This is a genomic window from Paenibacillus taichungensis, from assembly GCF_047302525.1.
Classification (GTDB): Bacteria; Bacillota; Bacilli; order Paenibacillales; family Paenibacillaceae; genus Paenibacillus; species Paenibacillus taichungensis_B.
Genome location: NZ_CP168020.1, coordinates 2211514 through 2234935, shown reverse-complemented (window position 1 = coordinate 2234935; position 23422 = coordinate 2211514). Strand labels below are relative to the sequence as shown.

Below are 23422 nucleotides of genomic sequence, written 5' to 3'. Positions count from 1 at the left end.
ATACATACCAACGGTCGGTATCTAAAATATAAGGAGGTTATTATGGCCAGAAACAAGCACCCTGAACAGACGGTACAGCAGATTCTGAACATCGCTGCGCAGTTGTTCACAGATAAAGGATTTGAAAAGACGAGTATTCAGGACATCATTGTTGCCCTAGGCATGTCCAAGGGAGCTGTGTATCATCACTTTAGATCCAAAGAGGAGATATTGGACGCGGTCATGGAACAACAGTTCAACTATTCGGCTCAAATGCTGGATCAATTAGTTACAAATACAACGACCACCCCAGCAAGAGAGAAGTTAGTTCAGATTTTGGAGCATGTCGTCTCTGATCAACAGGCCCATTCCCTGGATCGCATACTTCGAACCCAGATCAAAAATCCAGTGTTCATTGTACGAGGGATTCAACAGGCCGTGCGAATCGATGCCCCGGTGATTGCAGCGATTTTGCGTGAAGGCATTACAGATGGATCTATTCATACCGAAGATCCCGAAGCTTGTGCAGAAGTATTCATGATGCTGGTCAATATATGGATTAATCCAACACTGTTCGGCCGCAATTCAAGCGAAACAAAGCAACGTCTTTATTTTTTACAGCGGTTGATGGAAATGCTTGGTGCCGATATTGTGAGTGAATCACTAATTGAACGTATTCTAGACCAACATGCTGCGATGGGCGCTTATCCTATTCTGGATGAAGAGGATGACAGAAATGAGGGATAACCATTTTGAAACCTAATAGACATATGATTTGCAAAGAATGGTTGTCCGAAGAACCCCTTCTCGCCCTTTCTCTGGAATGGATGCAAGGTGAAGTGCATATCAGCCAAGGTACAGAAGCGGTTATCCGTGTTACTCAATGGGGATCCGCTCGTTTTCCAAGAACTCGATGTTTTGAAGCTAACGTCAGCCACGGTTTATTCCATCTGATCGATGGACGAAAACAAGTTTTTCCGCTTGGCATAAACTTTCACCGCACATCGCTCCACATTGCACTGCCGCCTGCGGTCTTGAAAAGGCTATCGATCAACGGAGTTGGTTCCCACTTTCTTGTAGATAACGTTTCTTCGGAACAATGGGATTGTGACTGTACATCCGGCAAGCTCACCTTAACTGGCCATGCCCAGCATATCCGTCTACGATCAGTGGGCAGTCGGGTTACAGCAACAGACCTCCATGCCGAACATATGCAACTGCAAGCCACTTCTTCACCTGTTCAGTTATCCGGTCAGTTCACCCATATTCAATCCAAAGTGACAGGCAGCCAACTCACCATTCACTCCTCAACGATGCTTCAATCTCTGGATAGTCGCTCCACAGGTTGTAACGTTGAAGTGCGAATCCCACCAGAAAACGATGGATTCAAGTTAGACTTCAAGCAGGCTGGGGGCCGATTCAACAGTGATCTCCCGCTTCAATCCAATCATAATCAACATACGTATCGTAACGGTACTTATCCATTTCAAGCAGAAGTCAGAGGTGGGAAGCTCACCATAGGGAGCTATTCATTCCATTCCATATAGAGGAGGTAAACATATGAGCATCGGCTGGATCGTTGGCAGCAGCTTGGCTACCGTGGTATTACTTACGGGGATCATCAGTTTGATCAGCAGCATGCGCAAAAACAATAATCGGCGCTGGCCTTGGTGGTTCATCGGTTTTGGGGTGGCTGCATTGGTTAGTGCAGCGATTAATTATCCCGGAACATAGAAACAGCGGGTAAAAATGCGCAAAAAAAAGACAATCTCGCAGTTCAGTCACTCTCCATGCTGTTGCGGATTGTCTATCCATCCTTTGACCATATATCCCATATATAGTATCGTTTCTCTTGCCAGAAAGGGAAATTGGCTGCGCCAGGTCTGGTAAGCCGTCGTTCGTGTTGGGGACGGAACAGCATCCATGCCGAGTCCGCTAGCGAGCTTCATCGCCCGTTTCATGTGCAGCGGGTCACTTACAATCGTGTAGGTGTTAAACCCCGCCTGTTTCCCAACGCTAAGCGAGTTCACCAGATTCTCCTCCGTAATTCTCGACTCTGTCTCCATTTGAATATCTGAAGGATCTACACCATATGCAACAGCATAATCTCGTCCTACTTCGGCTTCGGCTCGTTCTCCTGCACTGCCAGAACCACCAGTAAAGAGCAGATGGCTGATCGTCCCCTGTTGATATAATAAAATGGCATGTTCAATACGTTCGCGAAATACGGGTGAAGGGTTATCCCCTTCTACGGCTGCACCGAGGATAATAGCCGCATCACTCTTTCTGGAAGATTCCTCATCGGTGAAGGTCCAGATGAGCGAGGCCGTAGTTAACGTCCATATAACCCCAATCATTACTAGGGATGCAATGGAGATTACAAGCCAGTGTCTGCTTTTTATTTTACGTATCCGGGACTTGCCTTCCATCACAATGATTCATCCTCTTCCAGTGCCCGGGCGTGCATGCTCTCTGCATGCATACGTTCGAGTGTCTGCAGCGCTGCAGCGGATTCAGCATCCAACCCCAGCTCTGCAATCCAGGCACCTGTGTACTGCTGAAGACTAATCTCCAGTTCCTGTGCACGGTCTTTGAAATCTTCCAGCTCCTTGATCATGCGTGATCGTCCTTCAGGACTGAATGTCTCATGAATTCGTTCCTTGAAATAGTGATGTACAATGCTATTACGCTGCTTCCATAGTTCATTCAACTGACGAGTCTCTTCCTCCGAAAAAGTAAAGTGATGGCGCACCTCATGAATGAGTTGCCCGAGTGAACTGCTCATCTTCCGTTCGTACAGATCTTCCAGATCTTCTTCGGAAACAACTTTGCCCTGGGACATTTTCATTAATAAAATCAGATTGACCAGTTGCTGTTCAAGCGCCTGTCCATAATATACAGCCAATCCGTAATATGCAAACAATTCTCTGGAGTGTTCGCTGTCCAGCATGTCACCATGCTGCATGTCTGTATTTTGCATAAGCGAGCGCCCCCTTTATCTCCGTACAATACGTTCCATTCTAACGTCCCTCTATGGTAACGAAACATAGACTAACATTCAAGTTAAGCAGAATAATAGCATCTAACTCCGTAAATCCCTTCTTCCCGATAACCACACATGAATGATAAGTAGAACTATGGCATAGAGTACAGCCCACACTGTCGTCAAAACAACAGCCCCCAACTCCGATTCTTTAAATAACATCATCTCACGAACCAGATAAAATGCCGGTGGCAGAATCTTGACAACCCACTGTATGGATTCAGGCAAACGTCCACTTAATGAACCTTGGACAAACGACAACAACATCACCACAATGAAAGGCGGCATGCTGCGGCTCAGCATGGGAATGTATGATTTTTGGAAGAAAACACTGAACCCCAGACCCAGGAGCGACAAAGCCAAATGTCCGGCCCAAGCCATGATCCACTCCCCAGTACTCGGTACACTTCCAAACATGCCCGTAATAACCGGATATAACACGGTAATTGCAGTCAGACCAAACTGCATGATCAACGCACAGATCAGTTGTGCGAAGACAACCTTACGTTTGCTTCCTGCATGCAGAACAAGCAATTGATACTGCCCAGCAGGTTCCGTATTCATTACCGTCAAGCCCAGCCAGGCCGCACCAAAAAAGAGCAGCATGGCCGTAACACTGTAACTGTCCGCAACCGGATTAGGTTTGTAGGAATAGATAAGCAGCATCGTAATGATATAAAAGATCACCGGCGCAACATATTTCTGTGAACGTATGTAATGTTTTAACAAATAACGAGTCAAGTAGATCATTGGAGGTCGCCTCCTGCCGTAGATATGGAGGAAAGGTTCTCAGCAACTTCCCTGCTTATAGCCTCACCTGGGTGCCGCCCCTCCATCAATCCTTCCATATTTAATCGGCTCTCTTCCGGCTGTACAGACACAATGGAACCGCCAGCTGCCAGAATCATTCCAAGAATCCGATCTGCCGAACTGCGTGACACCTTCCAATCCCATACTTCTCGACCATAATCCTGACGAACCATGATGCGATGGGATTCAATGATTCCCGGTTGATCAACAAGCAGCGCATCGATAACGGATTGTTCCAGCCCTTCCATCACACTTTGGATACTCACAGCGGGCTCACCAGCTTGCTGCAAATCTTCCTGACTCCAGCGACGAAGCAACGTTCCATTCTGTAACACGATGACCTGATCAGCGAGATATTCAATCAGCAATGGCTCATGGCAAGCTGTAACGATCTGGCTTCCTTCCTGTTTCCACTGTCTGAGCAAAGCTACGATTGCTTCCTGCGCCGGAACGTCCAGACCGGACAATGGTTCATCAAGCAGCAATAACCCATCAGGGCCAGGCAGCAAAGCCTGAATCAAATTCACCTTCTGCAAAGTACCTTTGGACAGCTGCGGCAGCATCTGATCCAGCGCCGTGCCCAAGAATAACAGCTCACTCAATTCGCCTATCCGTTGACGCAATATTTCAGGGCGCATGCCACGAATACGTCCCATTTCCCACAGGTACTCTCTTGATGTGAAGGGCAGGCGTGACAGTCCATCCAGTGCATACATAATCCGCCCATGCCTGGGCTTGCGCAGCGAACCTGAGTCAGGCATTAACATGCCCGCCAGCACACGCAGCAACGTGCTTTTGCCTGAGCCATTCCTGCCCACCAGGACGATACACTCACCCTGAACTACTTCCAGATTGATATCATTCAATACCTGCACATCCCCAAGTCGTTTGCTCACCTGTTGTAGCGATATGATACGTCCGTTTGAGTCTGCTGCTGCTTTTCCTGCTTTATCGAAGAATCTACTTGCCCTCCATCCCATAGAATCACATCCGTTCAGGAGCCTGAACGCCAAGTAAATATAGGCTGTTGGCCAGACGCTCCGCCGTACGCTCTGTTAACGCCACCCGGAAGGGTTTTACATCAGCCGGCGCATCCGCAATCCGTTCCGCATGATAGAAGCGGTTGAACGCTTGGGCAACATCTATCGCATATTTGGCAATGACTGAAGGCTCATTGCGATGAATTGCTTTTTCCAGATGCTGCGGATAATCTGCCAGCAGTTTTAGCAATGCCCATGAAGTGTCACCGACCATGACCGGTTTGTTCTCTGAGTTTGCCGCAGCATTGTTACTACTACTACTAACATGGTCCAATTGATTTTCATTTTCCACACGCTCTGCCTCTGCCGCCTTGGCAAGCACGCTATTAATCCGGGCATGCGTATATTGCACATAAGGTCCTGTCTCTCCTTCAAAGCTCACCGCATCTTCAAGCGAGAAATCGACGTCGTTCAACCGGTTATTGCGCAGATCTCCGAATACAATCGCACCTACACCAACCGCTTCCGCAACCTCCTGCGAATTCGGAAGATTCGGATTTTTCTCCTGAATAATCTGTAATGCCCGAGCAACCGCCTCATCCAGTACCTCCTGCAAAAAGACGACTTTCCCCCGGCGGGTAGACATCTTCCGTCCTTCGAAACGCATCAAACCAAACGGAATATGTTCACAAATCTCAGACCACGCATACCCCATCCGGGATAATACCGCAAATACCTGACGGAAATGAAGCTTCTGCTCACCCCCAACCACGTACAGCATCTTATCCGCCTTCATCACATCATGACGATAAACGGCTGTTGCCAGATCCCGTGTTGGGTAGATGGTTGTTCCATCGGTTTTGATAATCAGGCAAGGTGGCATATTCTCATCCTCCAAACGTACCACCAGTGCGCCTTCACTCTCTTCCAGCAATCTTTTGAATTTCAGTTCTTCAACTACAGCACCCATCTTGTCGTTATAAAAGCTCTCACCCAGCGTATGGTCAAACTGTACATTCAGACGCTCATACATCCGGTTGAATTCTTTCATGCTCACTTCTACAAAAAAGGTCCATAACCGCTGTGCTTCTTCATCCCCTTGCTCCAGCTTGCGAAACCAATCTCGTGCTTCAATCTCCAGAGATGGATCACTCTCCGCCTCATCGTGAAACCGCACATACAGTTCCAATGATGTACGAATCGGCTCAGCCTGTAGCGCTTCATCATTACCCCAACGTTTGTAGGCTGCAATCTGTTTACCGAATTGCGTTCCCCAATCCCCCAGATGATTCACACTGACCGAAGTATAGCCTGCCTCGTTATATAACCGATACAATGCTGCCCCAATCACGGTGGAGCGCAGATGACCGATTCCGAACGGCTTGGCAATGTTAGGCGACGACATGTCGATTACGACGCGTGCACCTGCCCCCAGCTGCAGCTTGCCAAATGTTTTATGTCCCAGTTCTTGCAGCAGCTTCGGCGCCAGATCTTCCCGATTGAAACGTATGTTTACATAGGGTCCTGCTGGTGAAGCATCCAGCCCAACTGTCTGTAATTCGGCTGCAATATCAGCAGCGATGATCGCGGGTGCTTTTTTCAACGACTTGGCCAGAATAAAGCAGGGAAACGCCGCATCTCCCATCTCCACCTGTGGTGGAACCTCCAATAATCTCAACACCTCGTCTTGCTTCAATCCCGTTAAGGGAGCAATATGTGCTGCTGCCTGATTCATCAACATGTCGAACACTCCTAATCATTATCGTATTTAGCCATGCTATAGAAAACAAAAAAAGCCCTCGTCTCTATATCAGAGACGAGAGCTGATCTTCACAGTTCCCGCGGTACCACTCTTAGTGAGCAGATTGCGAATGCACATCATAGTACATTCACAGCCTGCTCCGCTTGGTGCGATTAACGGCCGCCTACCGGATTGCCCTCTACTACCTGCTCTGCACCCCTTAAGGATGTAAACATTCCTTCGGACAACCATCTCACGGGTGCGCTTCACTCAGGTCATGTCATACCGGCTTCCACCTGCCCCGGCTCGCTGTCATGCATGGATTCTGGCTACTCTCCCGATCACGGATATTCATCGTTTCAATTCATTGCCATCATTATACAGATCAAGCTCTGCTTTGGCAACCTGTTACATGCATTTCCCCATGGAGAACCTGCTTACAATAGAAGTTCTCGCCTGCTGATGGTGAAGAATGTTACTATGCTGTATCCATAAAAAATCCCCTCCAGCAGACAACGTTGAAAAACATCTTATCGGATGCCTTATTTCGTTGTTTTCTGTGAGGGGATTAGCCTAGCATCTTGCATATGCCCAGGCTTTTTATTTTCAATTTAATTCAATTCAATGGAGTTATATTTACGCTACTGCGGCCATCATGCGGCAAGCCTCTGCACATTTGCGGCAAGCTTCTGCGCAAGCCTGGCAGTGATCATGTTGATGTTTGCCACACTCAGCAGCACAAGCTTCACACGCTTTCACACACAGTTCGCAAATTTCGGCAATGAAATCACTTCCGCGTGTCATGGCTTGAGCAGCAAAATTGCAGATCTCTGCACATTCCCGATCCAAACGAATGCAATCACGCAGCATCGCCAGATCATATTCCTTCAGACTCGATATGTAACATACATTGCAAGCATTCATACACTCCAGGCAAGCATCGATACATTGTTGATATTGTTGTTGTGTCATTTAAAGTTACCTCCCAGACTAAGTTTGCTATGCTTCTTAATACCCCGTCTGGAGGAACCTTGAATCATTTAGCCTGATTTATTGCCTCTAATTCCAGCAATTGGTTGCGAATGACCGACTGATCGAAATGCTCACCTATAAACACAGCTACGTTAGGCACATCCCCCTGAGGCGTGATCTTCATATAATCCGATTCCCGGTAAGCATATTGGAACCAGAACCGACTGGACGTATCGCTAAAAGATAAAATCCCTTTTGCCCGATACACGTCGCGTGGTAACTCAGCTATCAAACGCTCAAAGGCCTCACTGTTCACCGGCTGGGTGAAATAGTGCGTATACACCATGACATGTTCATGCGAAGCATGGGTATGGGCATGATTATGGTCATGATCATGAGGAGAACCATGGACATTCTCCTGGGATTGTTGATGGGCTTTGTGATCATGATGCACATGCTCATGGTATTCATGACCATGACTGCATCCATGCTCCGCACAAGCTTCGGAATGAACGTGATGTGCCTGCTCTGCATTCTTACTCGCTTCTTCTACAGATTGATAGGCATGCACATTGTCTCCGCTACGAAGCAGCATATCCATGTCGACTTCACACTTCACCGTAGGCAGTACCGGAGCAAAACCGTTCCAGCGTGCCAACAGGTCTCGCAGATCTGCCAACTGCTGCTCATTCACCCTGTCCGTTTTGTTCAGGAGAAGTACAGACGCACAGCGAATCTGTTCCTGCATCAGCTTGAAGGTTTGGCCCTTCTGCTCCTGGTACAGCCCTGACAGATGAGCTGCATCTACCACAGTAATCAGGCTTTTCAGTTTCAGTCGCATATAGAGGGAAGTTTCCGTTACAGCATCCAGAATCTCCATCGGGTTTGCTGCACCCGTTGCTTCGATGATAATGACATCAGGCGATTCCTCCTGCACAAGATCAGCAAGTTGCAGCCCCAAGTCACCGCGAACAGTACAGCAGATACACCCTCCTAACATTTCCATCATTGGCACGGAAGCATCCACAATCTGACCATCCAGATTCACTTCACCCAATTCATTCATGACCACTGCGGGCCGGAGACCTTGTTGCTGCCAATGTTCAATCAGTTGAACAAGCAGTGTCGTTTTGCCACTACCCAAGAAGCCTGACAATATATATACAGGTATGGATGATTCATTTGTTTTTAATTCACTCATCGTTGTTCACCTCTCTATTTGTCCAATGAAACTGGTCTATCACTATCCTAGCGAGTGTACACTATCCTGCAATCTTTGCGCAATCCTGGCCTTCTATTTGCAAGTCCATTGCCTCACTCTTCTTAATGGTCTATGCTATGAGAACGTGTTGATTAGAGGAGGATGCATGATGACCAATTCAGTGGAACAACATCGACAGGAAGCGCCTGACACGGTATCCTGCATGATTGTAACCGTATCGGATACCCGCACCAAGGACACCGATACAAGTGGACAACTTATGCACAAGCTGCTAACCGATTCAGGCTACCAGATCGTCGATTATATCATTACACCGGATGAGACCGAAACTATTCAAAGCATCCTGCAAGATGCAGCCGTTCGTGACGATATCGAAGCCGTACTGCTCAGCGGCGGAACCGGAATTGCACCTCGTGATACAACATATGAGGCAGTATCCTCACTCCTCGATAAGGAGTTGCCTGGCTTTGGTGAAATCTTTCGCTTCCTTAGTTATACCGAGGATATCGGTTCTGCTGCCATTCTTAGCCGGGCGGTTGCCGGAACGATTGGGCGTACAGCCGTATTCTCCATGCCAGGCTCCAAGGGAGCTGTCAAGCTGGCAATGGAAAAACTCATTTTGCCAGAGCTGAGGCATGTCATGCGTGAAATATATAAACCCGTCTGAATAATCAGACGGGTTTTTCGGATTTATTTTAGTGGAGTCGATTACTTCAGTTGCTCAAGCACTTGCTGGAATACCTGCATAACGTCTTCTTCATAATCGTCCTTTTCTCCACCTGAAGCCGTATAGACCAGTGACACATAGTCTTTGCTGCGAATCGTTGTTTTGCCAAGTACATTTTCCATCACAGCCTCATCGCCATCATTACCGTACATTTCGTTCATCTGGGCTACTCTTGTAGGGGCATCACTGAAAATGTGGACCTTTATAATATGTCTGCCACTTCCATTCAGCAAGTACATGTAAGAGATTCCACCCTCACCATCATCAGCAGACATATTATTCATCAACTTCATGCCTTTTGCAGCAAAAGCTTCATCCAGCTCCTGAATTAATGGACCATTTAACCCGTGACCCTGACTCTTTGCCCGAACATTTCCTTCATCCGTCGCTTGTCGGGTATATATTTTCCGTTCCTGCTCAACATTTGAGGCCGAACAAGCCACTGCAGATATAGCACATAGCACCACGATCATACTGACCAGAACAGACTTCACAAGTCCAGATCTATGATGCAATCCTTTTCTGTTAACACGCATACTCATCCTTCCTTTCCCGCCACATGCAGGGTGACGCTCTCAGGTAGAGTTAGCATGTCTAGGAGAAAAGAATCTTATTCGGCAGGCGTTTCCGACAGCGTATTAACTACAGTACGACCTACAGCACCGCCTTTGAGGATCGTTTCGAGTGTCTGAGGCAGTTGTGCCCATGAGATTTCCTGAATCCCCAGCTCCAGAGCTCGATCCGGCTTCCATTCTCCGCCAAGCAGCTTCCATATCCGTTCCCGCCGTTCCATCGGGCAATAGACAGAATCAATCCCAATCAATTGAATCCCCCGCAAAATAAATGGAAATACGGTGGACTCAAACCCAGCCCCTCCGGTTAAGCCTGATACGGCGACAGCGCCTCCGTATTGAATCTGTTTCAGACGCTCGGCCAGTGCCGGACCTGCTGCCGGATCAATAACACCAGCCCACAGCTGTTTGCCCATTGCTCCCTTGGCTGGCGCATCCGCTTCTTCACGTGAAATGACATGTGAGGCTCCCAGATTCCGAAGCAGCTGCTCCTGTTGATCTTTTTTGCCTGTACTTGCTGTCACTTCAAATCCCAGCTTCGCCAGAATAGCCACCGCCATAGTTCCTACCCCTCCGGTAGCTCCCGTCACCAGAATATTGCCCATCTCCGGAGTCACTCCAGCCCGCAACAAAGCATCTACCGAAAGTGCTGCCGTGAATCCTGCCGTTCCAATTGCCATCGCTTCCTTCTCACTGAGTCCATGCGGCAGAGGAACAAGCCATTCGCTGCGCAGACGCGCATATTGACTATACCCTCCAAAATGAGACACACCCGGCTCGAAGCCTGTGCTGATCACCCGATCCCCCGGTGCAAACCGGCCGCTCACGGATTCCTCAACAATCCCTGCAAGATCGATTCCCGGTACGATCGGATATTCGCGAACCACACCGCCCTTTTCTGTTGTGGCGAGTCCATCTTTAAAATTGACGCTTGAGTATTGAACCTGTAGGGTTACGTCACCATTAGGCAAGTCCTCTTTCGTCAGCTGCTCCATAGCAGCCTTCACGCCACCTTGTTCTTCTTTACGCACGACATACGCAGGAAAAGTGTTTTTCATTCGTTATCCTCTCCTTAATTATGATTTACATATTTTTCTATTCACATCATGAATTGTTCGTCTTCAAATTAAATAAGTATAAGGGCGGCATCCGTCAAACTCAATCTCTCCGGCTTGTCATTAAATAAATGAGTGGGCCTATCAATGGGATCACCCCTGCAACGGCCCACCCGCGAAAACGACGATTGTCAGAAGAATCTCTGAACAATGCGATCACGGAAAGCAAAGTCAGGATGACGAAATCAATCGTCATAATATGTACAAAGGAAGACTCCCTGAACGCTTCCATGTATACATCAGGATTGCCTTGAGTCACTGCATAGAGGCCTGTGCCCAATGTAAGCAGCAAAAGAACCACATGGGTCAGCTTATGAGCTGCCACACGTCCAATACCTGATTCACGCTGACTGCCAAAGGAGAGGCGTTCGTACCCCGAACCTCTGTGCGTTTGTGAGGACCACGCAAAATAAGGCAGCAGCGCATAGGCTCCCAAACCGAAAGACAGCAACACAAAGGGCCAAGCCGGTACACGAGATCCTCTCGCTTTCCCTGACCTCCTTAACAGCAGGCAAGCAAAAATGGCCGGATAAATCCCAAGCCACGAAAATACGGTTAGCAGCCAGGGTTCCTTACTTTGCAGTGTAACCAGCTCTTTAAACACAGGGTCAATCCCAAGCGGCTGCCCAGGTACCCAAAACCAGGCATACACAATGAAGGCCAGCCAGATCAGTGCCAAAATCCATCTCATGGTTGCACCTCCTCTTTCATTCATCCCCGGCAGATACGCAATTGAAACAGACACAGAAACGGATCCTGTCGAAAGGCAAGCTCTGAAAGATGCAGCATTTGACGTCTCCTGCGCTTTCCCGAGAAATAATTGCTTCATTTCCCTGTAAACCTGCGTCCGTTGAAGGTATAGTATACCGCAGTTCATGGACTGTCTGTCCATGATGTTTCACACACCATCCGTCGTCCTTTGAACACAATGGTGGAAGAGCAAAAAGGCATAACCCGGTTTACTTCCTTCCGGTTATGCCCCTTTATTTGATTTATTCTTCGGTGGATTGCACGTGCTCAGCAATGAGCTTCTGCTTCATATTCCAGGCCGCAGGGCTGATATTTACACGGTAAATCTCAGGATTGAGTTTACGCAAATATTCCGGCCAGAAGAGATCCATCTGCTCGCGGTGATAACTGCGAATCTCATCCAGGGTAGGCAGTTCATACACTTTGCGTCCATTCACAAAGATCGGTTCCAGCATGTTCACTGCTTCGTAGCGGGTTACCGTCTTTTTCAGATAAGGGTGTAGCGGGTTGAACAGCTTGAGCGGCCCTCCCTGTAGCGGCTGCTCTTCTCCTGGATAGCAGATATAATCTGCAATCGCCTTGCCATGTTTCGGATCAATGATCCGGAAAACTTCTTTTTTACCTGGTGTGGAGACTTTTTCGGGATTGGCCGAAATTTTGATCGTAGGCAGCATGGCACCATCCACTTCACGCTCCACCAATTTGTACACGCCACCCAAAGAAGGTTGGTCGGAAGCGGTAATTAGCTGTGTACCCACTCCCCATGTATCGATGCGAGCTCCTTGCGCCTTAAGGTTGAAAATTGTATTTTCATCCAGATCGTTGGAAGCTACAATCTTCACGTAATCCAGTCCGGCATCGTCCAGCATCTGCCGAGCTTGAATGGATAGATAAGCAAGGTCCCCGCTATCCAGACGAATCGCGTTCATCTTTTTGCCTTGGCTCTCAAGTTTCTTGGCGGTCTTGATTGCATGGGGAACACCACTGTTCAATGTATCAAAGGTATCCACCAGCAGTGTCACTTGATCTGGCAGCACTTTGGCATAGACGTCAAACGCCTCCTGCTCACTCATGAAGCTCTGCACCCATGAATGGGCATGTGTCCCTGCTGTCGGGATTCCGAAGCGCTCTCCAGCCAGCATATTGGACGTTGCATGGAAACCTGCCACATACGAGGCACGCGCCCCCCAAATGGCCGCATCCGCTTCCTGTGCGCGTCGTGTCCCGAATTCGAGCAACGTGTCCTGACTTGCCACCTGTTTGATCCGGGAAGCCTTGGTTGCAATTAACGTCTGATAATTCATGAAGTTAAGTATCGCCGTCTCCACCAGTTGTGTCTCCATAATGGAGCCTTCTACCCGAATGAGCGGTTCATCAGGGAAAACGAGCGCCCCTTCCTTCATGGAATGAATCGTCCCCTGAAATGAAAACTGGAGCAACTCTTCCAGAAAGACCGGATCGTAATTTTCCTCTTGTTTGGATAAGTATTTGATGTCCTCCATCGTAAACCGAAGCTGGCTGATATAATTCACAATGCGTTCCAATCCGGCAAATACGGCATATCCGTTGCCAAAAGGAAGCTTGCGGAAATAGGCTTCAAACACCGCTTTCCGTTTGTGAGTTCCATTCACCCAATGGGCGTACATCATATTGATTTGATATTTATCCGTATGTAAAGCCAGGCTAGTCGTCTGCATTTGTCTCATCCTCTCTGACTTCCGCTTGTGCCGGCAGGCTCTGCCTGCTGACACGGGTCAACATGTGGAGACTCATTGCTCATGATTCATGATTCTGGTTACGATTGCATAAGTCTCCGGTTATTCCTATTCACCATATTCCCCTGCATCATAACACTTGTTCAACAAGGTATGATGGATATGATCACAGGTTCGTTTACAGGTTCAAGCCTGCGAGAACGGTATCGCTCGCTTTGACTACCTGAGCCCCAAGGCTAGAACGAAAATGTCCGAGCGCCCAATCATGTCCCGCTTGATTGAAGCTCGCTACGGCGTCTTCATATACCGTTATGTGAAAACCTTTATTATAAGCATCCACTGCAGTGTGCAGTACGCAAATATCTGTACAAACACCGATCAGTGCAATGTCTGTTATTCCACGTTCACGCAGCCGCAGCTCCAGATCTGTACCACAGAATGCGCTATATCTTGTTTTATCCATCCAACGAATCTGGGATTCCCGTTCTTCCATAACCTGGGCCAGACGACCATAAAGCTGTCTTCCCTCCGTACCCCTGATGTTATGGGGCGGAAAAAGGGCAGTTTCCGGATGGTAAGGATCATTCTCTTCATGCAAGTCCACAGCCATAACAACCTCATGCTTGTTATGGCAATAAGCCTCCGTTATCGCTGCAATCGTCTCATCAATCTCCACAGCAGGCTGGCCTACAGGCAACGAACCTGTCACAAAATCACGTGTAAAATCGATTACAATCAGTGCTTTCATCGTCCACACTCCCTTTTTGAGAATAGGTTGATCCTGATTCAATCCATCATGATTCGCTTGCGAATTAAGTATAGATGGAAAGACGAGGTACAAGCTCGGTAAAACGGTACAACTGCGCCGGACGCTGTGAGTATTGATTGGAGCTTAGCAGGTTGCCCTCCTCATCCCGAACCTCTTCCACAATGCCTTTGCGGCTGCGTGTTGAAGTGATTTTCCGAATGAAATTCGGTTCTTCAAAGTCAGGTACAACACTCTGAATCACTTGGTATAACTCGCTTAGTGTAAAATCACGAGGCAGGAACTGTCGTGCAATTGTCGTTTCCAGCATTTGCTGCTGAATACGCCGGTACGCGTCTTCTATAATCGTGCGGTGATCAAAGGCAAGTTCGAGCTCCTGCAATGCTTCCTGAATCGTAAACAATCCAACATCCTCAGCATCATCCGCCGCCTGACGGTGTTCCAGCATCCATTCCTCTACCAGTGCAAAAAACGCATGTGAGATAATCCATCCTCTGGGGTCACGCCCAGGCTGACTATATACATTCAAATACTCCAGATGTCCGCCGTCCACACCTGTCTCTTCCATCAACTCGCGCTTTGCAGCACCATAGATGGATTCATTTTCCTGACAAAATCCACCTGGCAACGCCCATCTTCCCGCAAAAGGCCAACCTTTGCGTTTGATCAGCATGACCTTCAACTCCCGGATGGGGAGTGTCTTGGTTACGGTCTTGCGCTCCCGCTTGGTCAAGGTGAACATGACGATATCCGCGGGAACACCATCGGGGGTACGATATTTCTTGGAACTATAGGCACGTGCTGCCTGTTCATCGCTTTCAGTATTGAATTGTTCGTAGTTTTCGCTCATGGGCACCACCGACTATTCTCATTTTGATATTTTCATTATGACATAATAATATCTTTTGTCAACCTTGAGATTCCGTGTTTTGCGCTTTTACTCGCGCTATACGGAATGTAGCTGTTGCCATGCACCCTAACGTACCAGATGCATCCCGGACCTCAGATTGTGCCGTCACACTACGCCCCGCTTGATGCAGGATCGTTGATGTCACGATTAATTCCCCTTGTTTCATGGGTGCCAAGAAATGCACATTCAGATTGGTGGTCACACAACTGTCAACTGCCATTGCGGCTGTAGCTACCATACCCATCGACTGATCCATGAGAGATGTCAGCACACCACCATGAATAATCCCCATGGAGTTGGTGTGATGTTCACCCGCTGTCAGCGCGATCTGTACTTCTTTTCCGTCGCCTTTAATAAAACGACAACCGAGAAAGCCCCAAAATCTTCCGTTTCCTTCTTCAACCATTTTGTCCAAAATACCCATTATTGATTTCCCCTTTAGTGCACTTTAAGTATAAAGCCCATGATGTATGTTGTTTTTAAATAATGATATTTCCAGCATTGCTTCTCTTCGTAGTTGATTTAAAGTGCTTCGTCATTATATAAAGCCTGCTCTTACGGAACAGGTCTTATCCAGTGAAGTTGTCTTGATCAGGCCACCACACAAAATAACCCCACCACGTAGAGTCTGAAATGATCAAAAAAGGCGCGGACTGCGTCCGCACCCTTCCGTTCACTTACCCGCAGCTGGTCGGAGGTGAATCCGTACCTGCCTCCACGTTCACTTTCTCGGAGACGGTATCCCGAATTACAGAAATAACAAGCTGAAGCAAATAATTGATATCGCTTTGACTTTGCTGGAATTCCGTAACCAGTGGAATGCTGTCCATCTCTTCCTGCAGATCCTCAATTTCCTGTTCGATTTTGCTGACCATATCTGCATTTTTGAAGCTTTCAAAAGCAACGATTTCCTTTTGTTTTTTCTTGATCGTTGCAATCAATTGCTGGATGCGTTCATGATCACGAATTTTGGACTCAGCCTGTTGGAACTGTTTAACTTCCTCGCTCGTTCCAAGCATATCAGCCAATTCTTTGGCTTTTCCCATAATGTCGTCGCGTATAACCAGATTGCGCGTATCGTAGGTAGGCATTCCATAATCGTTGTACTGCACTTCTTCCTGCGCCACTCGAAATCGCTCCATTCTATGAGATGATATAAGATGAAACGGATGAATAATATTAGAGTCGGACAACTGCTCCATGCCCGCTACGGCTACGGATCGTTCTTTCGATCGCTGTTGTCCCCAAATTTTTCTGATTGAATTTTAACGGTTAAAATTTGGGGACAAAGGCGAACGCTACGCTTCTACAGAATGGATTCCGTTTCCTTCGCTACTTTCGCTGTCATTCCAAATTCTAATATCCCAACATCCGATTTCATCTTATTAGGTTTGTGTATTACTGATTGGCGGCTACTGGCTCTGAGAGCAGATTGCCCCGAATATAGAAAGTCATTGGATCGGTGATTTCCACATGCACAAAAGTACCGATCAAGTCTTTAGGTCCTTCAAAGTGTACCAGCTTGTTGCTGCGTGTACGTCCTGCCAGAACATTGGAATTCCGTTTGCTCTCACCTTCGACCAGCACCTCAACAACCTTGCCGCGCTGCTTCTCATTGCTGCTATGGCTGTATGCATTGATCGTCTCGTTCAAGCGTTTCAAACGTTCCTTCTTCACGTCCATCGGCACGTTATCCTCCATCACCGCAGCAGGTGTACCTTCACGCGGAGAGTAGATGAATGTATAGGCAAAGTCGTAGCCGACTTCCTTGACCAGTGACAGCGTATCTTCAAACTGTTCTTCCGTCTCCCCCGGGAAACCAACGATAATATCAGTGGTTAACACGACATCTGGAATTGCAGTTTTAATTTTGTCAGCAAGCTTCAAGTAGTGTTCCCGACTGTACTTGCGGCTCATACGTTTCAGCACTTCCGTGCTGCCAGACTGCACAGGCAGATGGATATGTTCCACTAGGTTCCCGCCCTTTGCAAGCACCTCAATGAGATGATCATCGAAGTCACGTGGATGACTGGTTGTAAACCGAACCCGTGGAATATCGATTTTTCGAATATCATCCATCAGGTCACCGAAGCTGTACTTCAGATCCGTGAAGTCCTTGCCATAAGCATTGACGTTCTGGCCGAGCAGCGTAATTTCCTTGAAGCCTTGTCTTGCCAGTTCGCGAACTTCGGCAATAACATCTTCTGGACGTCGACTGCGCTCTTTACCCCGTGTGAACGGGACGATACAATATGTACAGAACTTGTCGCAACCATACATAATGTTCACCCAGCCGCGCATGCCCTCACGTTTTTTCGGTAGGTTCTCAATGATGTCGCCTTCCTTGGACCATACCTCAACAACCATTTCTTTACTGAACAGCGCTTCCTGAATCAGATGTGGCAGCCGATGTACGTTGTGTGTACCAAAAATCATATCCACAAAGCCATGCTTCTGCATGATCCGGTTCACGACGCCTTCTTCCTGCGACATACAACCACACACACCCAGCAACAAGCCTGGACGTTCGGTTTTCAGGGTTTTCAGATGGCCCAGTTCACCAAACACTTTATCTTCCGCATTTTCCCGAATCGCACATGTGTTTAACAGAATGATATCTGCCTCTTTGCGATCCTCGGTAGCCTGATAGCCCATCGATTCAAGTAATCCTTTAATAGTCTCCGAATCATGCTCATTCATCTGGCATCCATACGTATATACGATATAGCGTTTGCCTTTCCCCACGTTTTTCAGTTCATCGGGTACGGCCGTTTCGTAAAGCACCTGAACGTCTTCCTTGCCCCGTTGTTTCTCCTGACGATGATTGGGTTCCGACTTGATGTTAATCTCCCGGCCCCGGATTCTTATCTTTCTGCTGAATTCATCTTGCGAAATTACTTTGGCATCGGAGAAATCAAAATATTGGGAGTAATCCTTTTTTGAGTCTTTAGCCATTTCCTTCGGTCACTCCTTACAGCCTCTATTAATAAAAATTCGTTTTTTCATCTTGTTTCACGTGATTTGCACGCTTTATACATCAAAAGAGCATTACAGCAAATTATAACATGAATTGGGCTGTAGTTCCACATCCAAAGCCGCTGCCCCTTCACCTATCCCGAAATCTGCGCAGGTCTGCTGAACACCCCGAAAACACACAAAAACCTGAGCTTACCCTTAGGTCGATTGTAGTCGACGCTGTGGATATACTCAGGTTTATAGGTTCATTCAAGCCGCTAGGATCGCGCCTGAAGATTGTTCCATGTGATTAGTCGATGATTTCAGCAGTATCGCCGTTACGAGCGCCAGCTGCATTAGCTTCATCCGTATCAATATGCATGTCCAGTGCAAAGGAATCCGATACACGAGCCAGTACATTTTCCAGTACCAGACCACGATCTCCACCCAGACGGACTTTCAGCAATTGTTTGTCCTCAATACCCCATTTAGCAGCATCAGAAGTATGGAAGTGGATGTGACGAGCAGCAACGATAACACCTTTATCAATTGTAACTTCGCCAGCAGGTCCTTTAATCGTGATACCTGGAGTACCTTCGATGCTTCCGGATTCACGTACAGGTGCCTTAACACCAATAGCGAAAGAGTCTGTCATCGAGATTTCCAGTTGTGTTTCCGGACGAACAGGTCCAAGGATACGCACTTTATCAAACTGTCCTTTCGAACCAATAACCGCTACTGTTTCGTTAGCAGCATATTGCCCAGGTTGGGACAGAGGTTTAAATTCAGTCAATTCGTAGCCTTTACCAAACAAAATTTCAACGTGCTCTTGAGATACATGAATGTGACGGGCAGATACGCCCACAGGTACTGTTTTGCTCATTGTGAATTTCACTCCTTATTTATCTATGGCCTGTAGCCAGGCTCTTAACAATCCTATGGTATTATACCCCTTTTTGAAGTGAAATGAAAACGAACTGCTGAAAATTCATGAAATACACTTATTTTGCAATCATTAATCCCCTGCATTTGGTAAATTCGTCTGAACATGTGCGACTTTTGCTTCCATCTCGTTTTCTTCAGGGACCTACAGCTTCATCATTTTAAATGTTCCATCTTCAAATTTTTCTCCGGCAAGTTTTCTCCTAAATAACTCATCGCATTACCCCACATCCAACCACGAACCAGTGATTCGTCGTAGTGCTTGAGCAGAGTATTGATCAGCTTTGGATACTGCCCGGTATGTTCAAGGTTATGGATATACGTAGCAATTCCGTCAAAATCAGACCCCATCATCAGATGATGCTCCCCACCCAGAGCACATATCCGCTCAATATGAGGCAATAGATCTTCAATACATACTTCGCCTTCCTGCTTCACAAACCAAGGCACAAACGTCAGTCCGATACGACCTTCCCGAGCAATAATGGCCCGAATCTGATCATCTTTCAGATTACGCACATGCGGGCATATGGCGTAACTGTTGGAATGCGAAGCGATAAAAGGGCGTTCACTAAGGTCAGCAAGCTCCCAGAAACCTTCCTCGGTCAGATGTGAAACATCCAGCAGCATGCCGATTTGGTTACAAAGGTGAACCAGCTCCCTGCCCTTCTCGGTTAGTCCCGCCCCACGTTTCTCCAAAACACCATCAGCTGCCCAATTGGCATAGTTCCAGGTAAGTCCAACGATCCTCACACCCATTTGATAACACAACTCCAGATAAAAGAGGTTGCCTTCCAGTCCATCGACACCTTCAAGTGTAAGTAGCCCCCATGGTCTGTCCGTCTGCTCTACCTGCGTAAGCTGTTCCCGCCATAATAATGTATGTGTACCTTCAGATCGTTCTTTGGTTATCTCCACTCGTTTGCGGTAGATGTCCAACTGCCCCATCACATGTTCAAACTTGCCTCTGCCAAGCACTTCGGGCAAATAGATTGCAAAGGCCTGTAAACGAATGTTGCCTTCCCTCAGGCGTTCCAGATTCACATCCAGTTGTGAAGCATTTTTAAATGAAAGGCTTGGGTTCATCAGCATTTTACTCAAAGCATCACAATGAAAATCGGCTACTCGCCAGTTGTGCATCACAATCTCTCCTTCTACACGGTTATGTTATGTAATAAAACGCAAAAAAACCTGTCTACTTCGTAAACAGGTTCAATGCATAAGTGCATGTATTATCTGGGCTCCACAATCAGCTTAATGGCCGTTCGGTCCTCGCCGTCGATCACAATGTCTGTAAAAGCTGGAATACAAATCAAGTCAACTCCGCTTGGTGCTACAAATCCCCGGGCTATCGCTACCGCTTTAATGGCTTGGTTCAGTGCTCCCGCTCCAATTGCCTGCAGTTCAGCATTTCCACGTTCACGAAGAACCCCTGCAAGAGCGCCGGCTACAGAATTAGGATTGGACTTTGCTGAAACTTTTAATACATCCATGGTAAGTACCTCCCTGGGAATGTTGAATGTTTGTTTCCACTTAATAGATGTTATTCGCGGGAGGCAAAAAAATTCCTTCTTTTTAGACGGGTTTCCCTTCAAATTGGGACAATACCCCTATTCCATGCGCCACTCGTCCTCCATCAGACGAATTTTTTCAATGCGTGTTGCAGCACCTGTGGCTTCATCAATCTCCACAAATACACCGTGGAAATGCCATTTGCCATCATCCACAACAAATCGTACCGGAAGCTGGGTGTAGAACTTGCGAAGCACCGCTTCACGCTCCATGCCTAATATGCCGTCACGCGGCCCTACCATGCCTGCATCGGTTAAATAAGCTGTTCCTCCTGGCAAAATACGATCATCGTTACTCTGCACATGTGTATGTGTACCTACGACCAGCGATGCACGTCCATCCAGATGCCAGCCCATGGCAATCTTCTCTGACGTTGCTTCGGCATGCATATCGACCAGAATGCATTTATGGTCTTGACGCAGTTCATCCACAATTTCATCAGCAACGCGGAATGGACAATCCAGAGCGGGCAGGAACGTCCGCCCTTGCAGATTGACAATCGCCAGCTCCTTGCCTTCTCCTTTGACTACGGTGTATCCACGCCCTGGTGTTCCTGGAGGAAAGTTCGCAGGACGAATCATACGTGGCTCATCATCTATAAAATCAAATATGTCCTTATTGTCCCAGGTATGATTACCAAGAGTGATGCCATGCACACCCCAGTTGAAAAATTCATTCGCAATTGCCCCGGTGATTCCCCGGCCTGCCGCTGCATTTTCCCCATTTACAATGACCACATGTGGCTTATACTTCGTTTTGAGGTAGGGGAGGTTCTCCTTCAATGCCTTACGCCCCACGTTCCCCACAATATCACCAATAAACAAAACTTTCATGTTACTGCCTCCTTAATCCCTACCAAGCGGAACCTTCTTCAAAGCATCCGAAACTTCGCAGGATCTCTATCTCTTGCTCACCAATTTTATTATGAAAATGCCTTTTAACAGGCTATCAACAGGAAAAGTGGCCCACTACTGCGGCCACTTTTCCGTAATGCTCTATTTTGCGTATTCAACCGCACGGGTTTCCCGGATGACGGTGACCTTGATGTGACCCGGATAATCGAGTTCGTTCTCGATCATCTTCGTGATGTCACGCGCGAGGCGGAATGCTTCAGCATCATCGATTTTCTCAGGCTGTACCATAACGCGAACTTCGCGTCCGGCCTGAATGGCATACGATTTCTCGACACCTTCGAACGATTCCGAAATCTCTTCCAGCTTCTCCAGTCGTTTGATATACGTTTCCAGCGTTTCGCGGCGTGCGCCTGGTCTTGCTGCGGAAAGCGCATCTGCTGCACCAACCAACATGGCAATAACCGAAGTCGCTTCGCAATCCCCGTGATGGGACGCGATACTGTTGATTACAACCGGATGTTCTTTGTATTTCTTCGCTAGTTCCACGCCGATTTCGACGTGTGATCCTTCCACTTCGTGATCCAGCGCTTTACCGATGTCATGCAATAGACCTGCACGTCTTGCCAGGGTTACGTCTTCTCCGAGTTCGCCAGCCATCAATCCAGCCAGATAAGCGACTTCCATCGAATGTTTCAAGACGTTTTGACCATAGCTTGTACGGAACTTCAACCGGCCCAGAATTTTAATCAAATCCGGATGCAGACCATGCACGCCCACTTCAAAGGTAGCTTGCTCACCGTATTCACGGATACGCTCATCCACTTCTTTGCGGGATTTCTCCACCATCTCTTCAATCCGTGCCGGGTGAATACGTCCATCAGCCACCAGTTTTTCGAGGGCAGTACGGGCGATTTCACGGCGAATCGGGTCAAAGCCCGACAGAATAACAGCTTCTGGCGTATCATCGATAATGAGGTCAATCCCTGTAAGGGTTTCAAGCGCACGGATGTTACGTCCTTCACGACCGATAATCCGGCCTTTCATTTCTTCATTTGGCAAAGTAACAACGGATACCGTTGTTTCCGCCACGTGGTCAGCCGCACAGCGTTGGATAGCGAGTGTAATAATCTCGCGGGACTTTTTGTCCGCTTCTTCCTTCGCTTGCTGTTCAATGTCCTTGATCATTTGAGCCGTCTCATGACGAACTTCCTGTTCTACGTTGGACAGTATGATACTGCGTGCGTCTTCCATAGTGAGGTTGGATATGCGCTCCAGCTCCGTCACCTGGTTTTTGTAGATCATCTCGATCTGCTGCTGTGTCTCATCAATTCGTTTCTCTTTGTTAGCCACTTGCTCTTCTTTACGTTCGAGTGATTCCAATTTTTTATCCAGCGACTCTTCTTTTTGCAACAATCGTCTTTCTTGTCGTTGAATTTCGTTCCGACGTTCACGAGTGTCTTTTTCAGCTTCGGCGCGAATGCGATGGATTTCGTCCTTCGCTTCCAGCACCGTTTCTTTCTTCAGTGCCTCTGCCTCTTTCTTCGCGTTCTCCACGATTTGCACGGCAGCTTGTTCCGCACTGGAGATTTTAGCCTCTGCAAGAGATTTGCGAATAAAATACCCTACTCCGAACCCAATAACGAGCGCGGCCACAACGAGAACGATCGTGATTACGATGTCCATACTGTTCACCTCCTCGTTGGTTCCTCCAAGGCACTCCTTGGGTCAATTTGTTGTTTTCAAGCCTTACATATTTTTGGGAATAACGAATACTCACGGCGATCCCCCGCCGATTTT

25 protein-coding genes are annotated in these 23422 nt (G+C 47.6%); 4 read left to right on the top strand and 21 right to left on the bottom strand.

Annotated elements, in window-relative coordinates:
* The first annotated feature begins 42 nt into the window (after nt 1-42).
* From ACDJ58_RS10340 to ACDJ58_RS10330, 3 genes are read left to right on the top strand one after another with little or no spacing between them, the layout of a single operon-like run.
* Complete coding sequence (locus ACDJ58_RS10340) at nt 43-726, top strand: TetR/AcrR family transcriptional regulator (RefSeq protein WP_413377612.1); 684 nt, start codon at nt 43-45, stop codon at nt 724-726.
* A 5-nt stretch (nt 727-731) separates the two neighbouring features.
* Nucleotides 732-1526, top strand: a complete 795-nt coding sequence (locus ACDJ58_RS10335; RefSeq protein WP_413377610.1) for a DUF4097 family beta strand repeat-containing protein — start codon at nt 732-734, stop codon at nt 1524-1526.
* 13 nt (nt 1527-1539) lie between these two features.
* Nucleotides 1540-1713: a hypothetical protein gene (locus ACDJ58_RS10330; protein ID WP_413377608.1), complete on the top strand. Its 174-nt coding sequence runs from the start codon at nt 1540-1542 to the stop codon at nt 1711-1713.
* Between the two features lie 47 nt (nt 1714-1760).
* Here the strand turns inward: ACDJ58_RS10330 and ACDJ58_RS10325 are convergent, their stop codons facing one another.
* The 7 genes from ACDJ58_RS10325 to ACDJ58_RS10295 form a co-directional block, all read right to left on the bottom strand.
* Nucleotides 1761-2408, bottom strand: a complete 648-nt coding sequence (locus ACDJ58_RS10325; RefSeq protein WP_413379582.1) for a YdcF family protein — start codon at nt 2406-2408, stop codon at nt 1761-1763.
* Nucleotides 2408-2959: a hypothetical protein gene (locus ACDJ58_RS10320; protein WP_109999877.1), complete on the bottom strand. Its 552-nt coding sequence runs from the start codon at nt 2957-2959 to the stop codon at nt 2408-2410. Before ACDJ58_RS10320 ends, ACDJ58_RS10325 begins: the two co-directional genes overlap by 1 nt.
* Nucleotides 2960-3061: 102 nt before the next feature.
* Nucleotides 3062-3772 carry a hypothetical protein gene (locus ACDJ58_RS10315; protein ID WP_413377605.1) on the bottom strand — a complete coding sequence of 237 codons (711 nt, stop codon included), beginning with the start codon at nt 3770-3772 and terminating at the stop codon, nt 3062-3064.
* Nucleotides 3769-4812: an ATP-binding cassette domain-containing protein gene (locus ACDJ58_RS10310; RefSeq protein ID WP_413377603.1), complete on the bottom strand. Its 1044-nt coding sequence runs from the start codon at nt 4810-4812 to the stop codon at nt 3769-3771. The genes ACDJ58_RS10315 and ACDJ58_RS10310 overlap by 4 nt, the downstream gene beginning before the upstream one ends.
* A 4-nt stretch (nt 4813-4816) precedes the next feature.
* Complete coding sequence (argS, locus tag ACDJ58_RS10305) at nt 4817-6553, bottom strand: arginine--tRNA ligase (protein WP_413377601.1); 1737 nt, start codon at nt 6551-6553, stop codon at nt 4817-4819.
* 636 nt (nt 6554-7189) lie between these two features.
* Entirely contained in the window at nt 7190-7525 is a 336-nt protein-coding gene (locus ACDJ58_RS10300; RefSeq protein ID WP_413377599.1) for a four-helix bundle copper-binding protein, read from the bottom strand.
* 64 nt (nt 7526-7589) lie between these two features.
* Nucleotides 7590-8726, bottom strand: a complete 1137-nt coding sequence (locus ACDJ58_RS10295) for a GTP-binding protein (RefSeq protein ID WP_413377597.1) — start codon at nt 8724-8726, stop codon at nt 7590-7592.
* A 166-nt stretch (nt 8727-8892) separates the two neighbouring features.
* Here ACDJ58_RS10295 and ACDJ58_RS10290 point away from each other — a divergent pair, with 166 nt between their 5' ends.
* Nucleotides 8893-9414, top strand: coding sequence for a MogA/MoaB family molybdenum cofactor biosynthesis protein (locus ACDJ58_RS10290; protein ID WP_413377595.1), 522 nt, complete (start codon nt 8893-8895; stop codon nt 9412-9414).
* Nucleotides 9415-9455: 41 nt separating this feature from the next.
* On the opposite strand, the gene ACDJ58_RS10285 is transcribed toward ACDJ58_RS10290, so the two are convergent.
* The 14 genes from ACDJ58_RS10285 to rny all read right to left on the bottom strand — a co-directional run bounded on the left by ACDJ58_RS10285 (nt 9456) and on the right by rny (nt 23308).
* Nucleotides 9456-10010: a hypothetical protein gene (locus ACDJ58_RS10285; protein ID WP_413377593.1), complete on the bottom strand. Its 555-nt coding sequence runs from the start codon at nt 10008-10010 to the stop codon at nt 9456-9458.
* Between the two features lie 74 nt (nt 10011-10084).
* Nucleotides 10085-11104: an oxidoreductase gene (locus ACDJ58_RS10280; protein WP_413377591.1), complete on the bottom strand. Its 1020-nt coding sequence runs from the start codon at nt 11102-11104 to the stop codon at nt 10085-10087.
* A gap of 100 nt (nt 11105-11204) precedes the next feature.
* Nucleotides 11205-11852 carry a hypothetical protein gene (locus tag ACDJ58_RS10275; RefSeq protein ID WP_413377589.1) on the bottom strand — a complete coding sequence of 216 codons (648 nt, stop codon included), beginning with the start codon at nt 11850-11852 and terminating at the stop codon, nt 11205-11207.
* Nucleotides 11853-12153: 301 nt separating this feature from the next.
* Nucleotides 12154-13608 (bottom strand): nicotinate phosphoribosyltransferase, encoded by a 1455-nt coding sequence (locus ACDJ58_RS10270; RefSeq protein WP_063566350.1) that lies wholly within the window; start codon nt 13606-13608, stop codon nt 12154-12156.
* Between the two features lie 196 nt (nt 13609-13804).
* The gene (locus ACDJ58_RS10265; protein WP_413377587.1) at nt 13805-14374 is read right to left on the bottom strand and encodes a cysteine hydrolase family protein; all 570 of its coding nucleotides are present in this window, start codon (nt 14372-14374) and stop codon (nt 13805-13807) included.
* A gap of 64 nt (nt 14375-14438) precedes the next feature.
* On the bottom strand, nt 14439-15242 hold the full coding sequence (locus tag ACDJ58_RS10260) for an NUDIX hydrolase (RefSeq protein ID WP_413377585.1): 804 nt from the start codon (nt 15240-15242) through the stop codon (nt 14439-14441).
* Nucleotides 15243-15300: 58 nt separating this feature from the next.
* The gene (locus tag ACDJ58_RS10255) at nt 15301-15726 is read right to left on the bottom strand and encodes a PaaI family thioesterase (RefSeq protein WP_413377583.1); all 426 of its coding nucleotides are present in this window, start codon (nt 15724-15726) and stop codon (nt 15301-15303) included.
* Between the two features lie 253 nt (nt 15727-15979).
* On the bottom strand, nt 15980-16444 hold the full coding sequence (locus ACDJ58_RS10250; RefSeq protein WP_413379580.1) for a RicAFT regulatory complex protein RicA family protein: 465 nt from the start codon (nt 16442-16444) through the stop codon (nt 15980-15982).
* Between the two features lie 256 nt (nt 16445-16700).
* Entirely contained in the window at nt 16701-18257 is a 1557-nt protein-coding gene (gene miaB / locus ACDJ58_RS10245) for a tRNA (N6-isopentenyl adenosine(37)-C2)-methylthiotransferase MiaB (RefSeq protein WP_413377581.1), read from the bottom strand.
* A 310-nt stretch (nt 18258-18567) separates the two neighbouring features.
* Nucleotides 18568-19140, bottom strand: coding sequence for a phosphate propanoyltransferase (gene pduL / locus ACDJ58_RS10240; RefSeq protein ID WP_053783855.1), 573 nt, complete (start codon nt 19138-19140; stop codon nt 18568-18570).
* A gap of 215 nt (nt 19141-19355) precedes the next feature.
* On the bottom strand, nt 19356-20339 hold the full coding sequence (locus tag ACDJ58_RS10235; RefSeq protein WP_413377579.1) for a dipeptidase: 984 nt from the start codon (nt 20337-20339) through the stop codon (nt 19356-19358).
* Nucleotides 20340-20431: 92 nt separating this feature from the next.
* On the bottom strand, nt 20432-20692 hold the full coding sequence (locus ACDJ58_RS10230) for a stage V sporulation protein S (protein ID WP_007430104.1): 261 nt from the start codon (nt 20690-20692) through the stop codon (nt 20432-20434).
* 117 nt (nt 20693-20809) lie between these two features.
* Entirely contained in the window at nt 20810-21604 is a 795-nt protein-coding gene (locus ACDJ58_RS10225; protein ID WP_024630289.1) for a TIGR00282 family metallophosphoesterase, read from the bottom strand.
* Between the two features lie 162 nt (nt 21605-21766).
* Nucleotides 21767-23308: a ribonuclease Y gene (rny, locus tag ACDJ58_RS10220; RefSeq protein WP_062326115.1), complete on the bottom strand. Its 1542-nt coding sequence runs from the start codon at nt 23306-23308 to the stop codon at nt 21767-21769.
* Nucleotides 23309-23422: the final 114 nt, after the last annotated feature.

Excerpts from the sequence above, each read along its gene's own strand:
- ACDJ58_RS10260 (WP_413377585.1), bottom strand. The coding sequence starts at position 15,242 with ATGAGCGAAAACTACGAACAATTCAATACTGAAAGCGATGAACAGGCA.
- ACDJ58_RS10275 (WP_413377589.1), bottom strand. The coding sequence starts at position 11,852 with ATGAGATGGATTTTGGCACTGATCTGGCTGGCCTTCATTGTGTATGCC.
- pduL (WP_053783855.1), bottom strand. The coding sequence starts at position 19,140 with ATGAGCAAAACAGTACCTGTGGGCGTATCTGCCCGTCACATTCATGTA.
- ACDJ58_RS10255 (WP_413377583.1), bottom strand. The coding sequence starts at position 15,726 with ATGGGTATTTTGGACAAAATGGTTGAAGAAGGAAACGGAAGATTTTGG.
- ACDJ58_RS10295 (WP_413377597.1), bottom strand. The coding sequence starts at position 8,726 with ATGAGTGAATTAAAAACAAATGAATCATCCATACCTGTATATATATTG.
- ACDJ58_RS10225 (WP_024630289.1), bottom strand. The coding sequence starts at position 21,604 with ATGAAAGTTTTGTTTATTGGTGATATTGTGGGGAACGTGGGGCGTAAG.
- ACDJ58_RS10265 (WP_413377587.1), bottom strand. The coding sequence starts at position 14,374 with ATGAAAGCACTGATTGTAATCGATTTTACACGTGATTTTGTGACAGGT.
- rny (WP_062326115.1), bottom strand. The coding sequence starts at position 23,308 with ATGGACATCGTAATCACGATCGTTCTCGTTGTGGCCGCGCTCGTTATT.
- ACDJ58_RS10270 (WP_063566350.1), bottom strand. The coding sequence starts at position 13,608 with ATGCAGACGACTAGCCTGGCTTTACATACGGATAAATATCAAATCAAT.
- ACDJ58_RS10330 (WP_413377608.1), top strand. The coding sequence starts at position 1,540 with ATGAGCATCGGCTGGATCGTTGGCAGCAGCTTGGCTACCGTGGTATTA.
- ACDJ58_RS10285 (WP_413377593.1), bottom strand. The coding sequence starts at position 10,010 with ATGCGTGTTAACAGAAAAGGATTGCATCATAGATCTGGACTTGTGAAG.
- argS (WP_413377601.1), bottom strand. The coding sequence starts at position 6,553 with ATGTTGATGAATCAGGCAGCAGCACATATTGCTCCCTTAACGGGATTG.
- ACDJ58_RS10250 (WP_413379580.1), bottom strand. The coding sequence starts at position 16,444 with ATGGAGCGATTTCGAGTGGCGCAGGAAGAAGTGCAGTACAACGATTAT.
- ACDJ58_RS10230 (WP_007430104.1), bottom strand. The coding sequence starts at position 20,692 with ATGGATGTATTAAAAGTTTCAGCAAAGTCCAATCCTAATTCTGTAGCC.
- miaB (WP_413377581.1), bottom strand. The coding sequence starts at position 18,257 with ATGGCTAAAGACTCAAAAAAGGATTACTCCCAATATTTTGATTTCTCC.
- ACDJ58_RS10315 (WP_413377605.1), bottom strand. The coding sequence starts at position 3,772 with ATGATCTACTTGACTCGTTATTTGTTAAAACATTACATACGTTCACAG.
- ACDJ58_RS10235 (WP_413377579.1), bottom strand. The coding sequence starts at position 20,339 with ATGCACAACTGGCGAGTAGCCGATTTTCATTGTGATGCTTTGAGTAAA.
- ACDJ58_RS10300 (WP_413377599.1), bottom strand. The coding sequence starts at position 7,525 with ATGACACAACAACAATATCAACAATGTATCGATGCTTGCCTGGAGTGT.
- ACDJ58_RS10325 (WP_413379582.1), bottom strand. The coding sequence starts at position 2,408 with ATGGAAGGCAAGTCCCGGATACGTAAAATAAAAAGCAGACACTGGCTT.
- ACDJ58_RS10290 (WP_413377595.1), top strand. The coding sequence starts at position 8,893 with ATGATGACCAATTCAGTGGAACAACATCGACAGGAAGCGCCTGACACG.
- ACDJ58_RS10340 (WP_413377612.1), top strand. The coding sequence starts at position 43 with ATGGCCAGAAACAAGCACCCTGAACAGACGGTACAGCAGATTCTGAAC.
- ACDJ58_RS10310 (WP_413377603.1), bottom strand. The coding sequence starts at position 4,812 with ATGGGATGGAGGGCAAGTAGATTCTTCGATAAAGCAGGAAAAGCAGCA.
- ACDJ58_RS10280 (WP_413377591.1), bottom strand. The coding sequence starts at position 11,104 with ATGAAAAACACTTTTCCTGCGTATGTCGTGCGTAAAGAAGAACAAGGT.
- ACDJ58_RS10320 (WP_109999877.1), bottom strand. The coding sequence starts at position 2,959 with ATGCAAAATACAGACATGCAGCATGGTGACATGCTGGACAGCGAACAC.